This window comes from Candidatus Magnetobacterium casense (assembly GCF_019173545.1).
Taxonomy (GTDB): Bacteria; Nitrospirota; Thermodesulfovibrionia; order Thermodesulfovibrionales; family Magnetobacteriaceae; genus Magnetobacterium; species Magnetobacterium cryptolimnobacter.
This window is the reverse complement of sequence record NZ_JABXWD010000188.1, coordinates 1-6,750: the sequence shown is the minus strand read 5'-3', so window position 1 is coordinate 6,750 and position 6,750 is coordinate 1. Positions and strand designations below refer to the sequence as shown.

At 47.7% G+C, this 6,750-nt stretch carries 4 protein-coding genes; all 4 read left to right on the top strand.

Going from position 1 to position 6,750, the window contains the following annotated elements:
* Positions 1-211: 211 nt before the first annotated feature.
* Complete coding sequence (locus HWQ67_RS10690; RefSeq protein WP_218252679.1) at positions 212-364, top strand: hypothetical protein; 153 nt, start codon at positions 212-214, stop codon at positions 362-364.
* 614 nt (positions 365-978) lie between these two features.
* The gene (locus HWQ67_RS10685; RefSeq protein ID WP_218252678.1) at positions 979-4,413 is read left to right on the top strand and encodes an InlB B-repeat-containing protein; all 3,435 of its coding nucleotides are present in this window, start codon (positions 979-981) and stop codon (positions 4,411-4,413) included.
* Between the two features lie 300 nt (positions 4,414-4,713).
* On the top strand, positions 4,714-5,574 hold the full coding sequence (locus HWQ67_RS10680) for an Rpn family recombination-promoting nuclease/putative transposase (RefSeq protein WP_218252677.1): 861 nt from the start codon (positions 4,714-4,716) through the stop codon (positions 5,572-5,574).
* 259 nt (positions 5,575-5,833) lie between these two features.
* On the top strand, positions 5,834-6,750 hold a 917-nt coding region (locus HWQ67_RS10675), incomplete at its 3' end, for an AAA-like domain-containing protein (RefSeq protein ID WP_218252676.1).

Here is a 6,750-nt window from a genome sequence, read left to right as displayed (position 1 = left end):
TATGCTTGAAATCAAGTATGGCCCTGAGGGACTTGAACTTATGAACATGGTCAGGGGGCTTGATAAGATAGACAGACTCAATGAGTTCAGGGATCGTATCAAGCAATCCACTTCGGTAGCCCAGTTGAGATTGTACCTGCAGGGTAATGGCTGAGTTTACATCTGTTAGCAACTTAGAAGGCTGGATGAAATAATAGAAAAGGAGGTATACATGCCTGTAATTATCGATGCAAGTAAAGATCGGCTTTATTTGAAAGGTAAGCATGATGGTTTAGTTGATGGTGTACTTGAGGGGTACCGCAGGGGCTTAATTGAGGGTAAGTGTGAGGGATTATTGAAGGCATTGAGGGAATGCTGGATGTAAAGTATGGCCTTGATGGCTTGAAACTCATGGAACTTGTAAGAACTCTGACTCTTATCGAAGAGATAGATGAGGTTTAAATGTTTGCTCAGGACGTCGAAAACGATTGATGAGTTGAGGGGATTTTTCTAAAGACGCCAAAATGCCAGTTACTACACGGTAATCCCTGCATGGAACTGAGCCGCCAGGGCAATCGTGGTTGCCGACGGTTTTAGTCGGATGCGATAACCGTGGAGAGGCCCTGCGATGTTTTTTTTGACTTGACAACTTCACCTGCATTTGTATAAACTTAATGTAGAGAGGATGACAATAGGAATGTGTAGACTCAAGGCAGAGAGTGTACCAGGCAAGGTGCGAAGGCCGAGTTTGTGCGAACGTCCGCAGATGTTTTTCCAATGCAAATCAAGCAAGCAACAGTTTTATGGCTTATATATACCAAAAAATGAAACAAGGGGGGATTCCTATATGATTTGAGGCTGTGCTGGGTTGTGACGGTTATTATGCTATTATGACGCTATTTGAGGGTACTTTTTGAGATATGCGCACGAAAAAAAAAGATAAAAATGTGCGCCGGAGAATATACGGGATGGATAAATTAAATTGAAGGAGACTGGCATATGAATAAAAAGAATTGGCTGATGACTACTGTTACAGCAATATTGTTGTTGGTAGTATTTTCGCCTGTTATGGCAAGCGCAGAGACGCTTACGATAACAAAAACTGGAAATGGAGCTGTAACAGGAGTAATTGCAACCACACCTATTACTATAACCTGGACTGGTGGCAACGGCACATCGACGCTGGCTACTGGCAGCGTTGTTACACTTTCTGCCTTGCCTGATACCGACTACTACTTTGGCGGCTGGGGTGGTGATTGTCATGGGACAGGTGAGTGTCGTCTTACCATGACCGCAAACAAAACCGTAACGGCAACGTTTATAGCAAATCAATTTGTCACACGATTACTCACGGTAACAAAAAAGGGTGTTGATGAAAACGGTGTTGCAAATGACGCGTATGCCAAGGGGTCAATTGAAGGTACTTATGAAACGCCAACAGCCGGTGGTGCTATTGTTTTTTACTGGGGCGCCGGTGCGGGCAATGTTGGTACGGCAGTCTTTGACAACACCGGTGCAATAGCTACGATTGTTGCAACGCCTAATACGGGTTATCTCTTTGATGGCTGGAGTGGCGAGTGTAGTGGAACAGGCAATTGCATCTTACAAATGACTGGAGACAGGAGTGTAGAGGCGACGTTTAAAAAAGCTACGAACGTTAAGACAATACTCACGGTGACAAAATCCGGTAAAGGCATAGTCACAGGTACGTATGTCAAGCCGACACAAACAGGCACTGCCAGTGGTTCTGTCATCTTTTCCTGGAGCGGCGATATCGGAACGGCAACATTTGACGACCCCAATACGATTGTGACGCTTCTTGCAAACCCTAATACCGGTAATACCTTTGATGGCTGGGGTGGAGACGACTGTAGCGGGACTGGCTCATGTGTAGTACAAATGACGGCGGCTAAAACGGTGTCCGCTACCTTTAATAAGTTGCCGGAGGTTAGCAAGATACTTACGTTAACAAAGGTCGGTAATGGCTCAGTGACAGGGTCGTATGTTAAGCCAATAGCCACTGGTACTGAGAGTGGTTCTGTTCTGTTTGCCTGGAGCGGTGATGTTGGGACAATGGGGTTTGACAGCTCCGGTGCGGTTGTGACACTCACTGCTGCCGCTGATACCGGTTATACGTTCACCGGCTGGAGTGGCAGTTGTACGGGTACAGGCACCTGTGTGGTGACAATGACGGAGAGCAAGGATGTAACGGCAACGTTTACATCAAGCAATCCTATGAAGCTCACGGTCTTCAAAACAGGCTCAGGTACCGGGACGGTGACAGCAGTAAAAATTGCATCAGGGACGGTGACCGAAACGCCTTTAACACTGTCATGGAGTGGCAATACAGGCACCGCATTATGTGACCCAAGTGAAACCATAAAGCTCACTGCAACGGTCAACTCCGGCTCGGCATTTAACGGCTGGACTGGAGACTGTACCGGCACAAGTACAACATGTACGTTGACCATGTCGGCGAGCAAATCTGTCACCGCAAACTTTAAATCAACCTCTTCCTTTGCACTTACGGTTACCAAAGTCGGTACAGGTACGGTGTCGGCGTCACCGACAAGTCTCACATGGAATGGCACTGGCACTACAGGTACGGCGTCATACGAGCCGGATACCACTGCCGTACTGACTGCAACGCCTGACTCCGGTTCAATTTTTGTCGGTTGGACGGGAGATTGTGCTTCAGTAGGCTCAGTGCCAACATGTACGTTGACCATGTCGGCGGCCAAAAATGTTACGGCAACCTTTGCCGTTAAAGGTACCCTCACGGTCACCAAGACCGGTTCAGGCACAGGCACGGTGTCGGTATCAACGGGTACCATCGCCTGGAGTGGCAATACCGGTACGGCAACATACGCAGAAGGCACGGAGATAAAGCTTACTGCAACGCCTGATGCAGATTCCAACTTCACCGCCTGGAGTGGCGGTTGTACCGGGACAAGCACGACATGTACGGTGACCATGACAGGGGCGCAAAATGTTACGGCAACCTTTGTCAAGCGATTCTCTCTGGCTGTAACAAGGGATGGTAGCGCCGCAGGCAAGGGTACGGTGTCCGTCTCTCCTGGCACTCTGACATGGAACGGTAACACCGCCTCTGCCGTATATAGTGACGGTGACTCTGTAACTCTGACGGCAACAGCGCCTGATGGTGTAACCTTCACCGGCTGGAGCGGCGATTGTACAGGGACAGTGTCTACATGCACGTTGAGTATAGGCAACAACAAGAGCGTTAAGGCTACCTTTGTGACGGGATACCCAATGACCGTGAACAAGGCCGGCTCAGGGAAAGGCTCGGTAACGGTATCAATCGGGAACCTAACATGGATCGGTAATACCGGCACGGCTATATATAACTCCGGTGTACCCGTCACCCTCACTGCCACACCAGAGACCGGTTCAACCTTTGACGGATGGCTTGGGGATTGCTCCGGAAAACAGTCTACTTGTTCAGTGCCCATGTTGGCAGCCAGGAATATTACGGCAATGTTTACCTCAGCCACTGGCAGCGGCAAGTTGCCAAACCGAGACTTTAACGGCGATGGCAATAGCGACCTGATGTGGCGTAACGCTATCACTGGTGATGTCTATGTGTGGTTGATGATCGGAACGACCATAGCAGGAGGCAACTTCGTAACCAAGGGCGTACCGGAGGATTGGGACGTCAAGGCCACAGGTGACTTCGATGGCGATGGCAAGAGTGACATCCTGTGGCAAAACACCACAACAGGCGATGTCGCTGTATGGCTTATGGATGGCGCCGTTATAAAGACTGGTGAATATGTTGCCAGTGCAATGTCAAGTCAATGGGTACTCTCTGCCATTGGTGACTTTGATGGCAATGGCATAGCCGACGTGATGTGGAGAAACAACGACACCGATGATATCTATATCTGGCTGATGAATGGCGCCAAAATAGCCAATGGTGACTACATTGCCAGGGGTATGCCTGCTGAGTGGGTGGTCAAGGCCGTGGCCGATATCAACGCTGATGGCAAAGGCGATGTGATTTGGCAAAACACCACAACCGGTGATGTCGCTGGATGGTTGATGAACGGTCTGGGCATTTCAACGGCTAACAATATCGCCAAGGGTGTCTCCGGCAACTGGCAGATAAAGGCAGTTGAGGACTTCAATGGCGATGGCAAGGCTGACGTAGTGTGGCAGGATACCTCCTCCGGTGACATCTACATCTGGCTGATGAATGGCCTCGATATCGCAGACGGCGGCTATGCAGCACGCGGCATACAGCGCAACTGGCAACTGAAGACAACCGGCGATTATCGCGGTGATGGCAAAACCGACATCCTCTGGCAAAACTCTTCAACCGGTGACGTATACATGTGGTTTATGGATGGCCTCAATGTCACAGGCGGAGGGTATGCCGCAACCGGTCTCTCAAACGACTGGCAGATAAAGTAACACACGCATAAGATAGACTTTGGACAGAGGGGCGGTGCATCCTGGAGCGGTGCATCGCCTTTCTCTTGGGGGATTAATCAGGGCAATCGCATTTGATCGTAAGAGAAAAGAAAGGGGCGGCTCCGCCCCCCTTCAGAACCCCCCGCAAGGGGACCAGTCCCCTTGACCCCATCCTGCGCAACCTTTGCGATTGCCCCGGGAGATTAATGCGGTTGCCATGCCTGTAGAATTTTTGCTATAATATAGTCATGGAATTTGTAGACGTAAGAAACGATGTGGCATTTAAGAAGATATTTGGCAATGAAAACAGGAAGGAGATACTTATATCTTTTTTTGAATGCCGTACTTTACCTAAGCGGAGACAAGGTAATAGAGGACATAACGATACTCAATCCCTGGCAAGCACCGAAACTACCGAACCTGAAAGATACCATACTGGATATAAGGGCAATAGACAAGAGAAAAATAACGTTTATCGTTGAGATACAGATTCAAAGAAGACCAGGATTTTTGAAACGTGTATTGTACTATACGAGTAATGCCTATGTTGTCCAACTGGAGAAAGGAGATGACTATTCCAACTTAAAACAGGTAATATTTATAGGCATAATGGATTTTAATATGTTTGAAGGCAGTAATTATCTGACAAGGCACCTGATATTAAACACGACTACACTCACTCAGGAACTAAAGGACCTGGAGTTTAACTTTATAGAGCTGCCCAAATTCACCAAAGATGAGCCTGAACTGGAGAGTGTAACCGATAAGTGGATATATTTTATAAAGAATGCTTATTATATAAATATGGTACCCAAGTGCGCTGATTTTACGGAAATACAAAAGGCCTACGATATAGCCAATTTGATGGAATGGAGTAAAGATGAGAGGGATTTATATGATTATTGGCATATGAGAGACCTGGATGATATCGGGGCATTTAGGGAAGGAAAGAGGGAAGGAAAGATCGAAGGAAAAATAGAGGGAAAAATCGAGGGATTGCTCAAAGGGATTGAGGTGATGCTTGAGATTAAGTACGCAGAGCAAGGTCGTGCGCTTATGGATATGGTCGGCAATCTTGGGAGCATAGAAAGATTGGAGGAATTCCAGGAACTCATAAAGCGTTCCGTTTCCGTAGAGGAGTTGAGAGGATTTCTACAATGATATATTATGCTGTTGATGGATGGGTTAATTGTAGTCGATGGTGGTCTTGTAACAACAGTGCTCTCCAACTACTGGCAACTAAAGTAAACACGCAGATTTAAGATAGACTTCAATTCCCTGGGGGGCTGTTCAAGACAGTTAGCATTGCCAATAATGTTTTAAAAGAAGTATGTGGCTTTGCCCCGCCTCTGGAACTTTTGGTACAATAAAATATGTGAGTGACTGTAAAAAGGTCAGAGGATTTAAGGAGGTTTATACAATGAGGAGTTTTTATTCATATGGTCCGGTTGACTCTCAGGAGCATTTCTGTGTACATCGCAAGGAGCTGATAGAGAGGTGTATAGAGCAGTTAATTGGCAACTTAGATAAGGGAGGCCGGTATTTTACCGTCTGGGCGCCCAGGCAGACTGGCAAGACCTGGCTCATGCAACAGGTCAGGGACGAAATCCAGGCCAGGTACAGTGACCACTTTATTGTTGGCACGATGTCCGTTCAGGGGACGGTCTTCAAGGATGATGATGACGTTGATAGCTTCCTTGCAAAGGTCCCCAGGTTGATTTGGGAGACCTTCAAACTCAGGATAGACATTCCTAGTGATTGGGAGGCTTTCAATGGACTCTTTGATCGTAACGATAGTATCTTTGACCGCCCAATTATCCTGTTTATCGATGAGTTTGACAGTCTGCCGCCCAAGGTCATAGATATCCTCGTAAAGATGTTCAGGGATATGTACCTCAAGCGTGATTCGTATCTGCTGCACGGGCTTGCCCTCATTGGAGTACGGACGGTGCTCGGTGTAGAGAGCGAGCGTGGCTCCCCATTTAACGTCCAACGCTCCATGCACATCCCCAACTTCAGTAAGGATGAGGTCGCTGAACTGTTTCAGCAGTATCGGGACGAAAGCGGACAGGACGTTGACCCCGTAGTGGTTGACAAGCTCTATCACGTCACCAGAGGTCAGCCGGGACTTGTGTGCTGGTTTGGCGAACTCCTGACGGAAAAGTATAATCCGGGGATTAACAATACAATTGACGCTGCACTATGGTATGATGTTTATAGCAGCGCCTTGAGCATAGAATTCAATAATACCACGCTCAACCTTATAAAGAAGGCCAAGGGAGCATATCAACAGCATGTGGCAAGTCTGTTTACCAGGGCTGACATACCATTTAGCAT

What these genes read in the sequence shown, in the direction of transcription:
- HWQ67_RS10685 (WP_218252678.1), top strand. Translation starts at nt 979, where the DNA reads ATGAATAAAAAGAATTGGCTGATGACTACTGTTACAGCAATATTGTTG.
- HWQ67_RS10680 (WP_218252677.1), top strand. Translation starts at nt 4,714, where the DNA reads ATGAAAACAGGAAGGAGATACTTATATCTTTTTTTGAATGCCGTACTT.
- HWQ67_RS10690 (WP_218252679.1), top strand. Translation starts at nt 212, where the DNA reads ATGCCTGTAATTATCGATGCAAGTAAAGATCGGCTTTATTTGAAAGGT.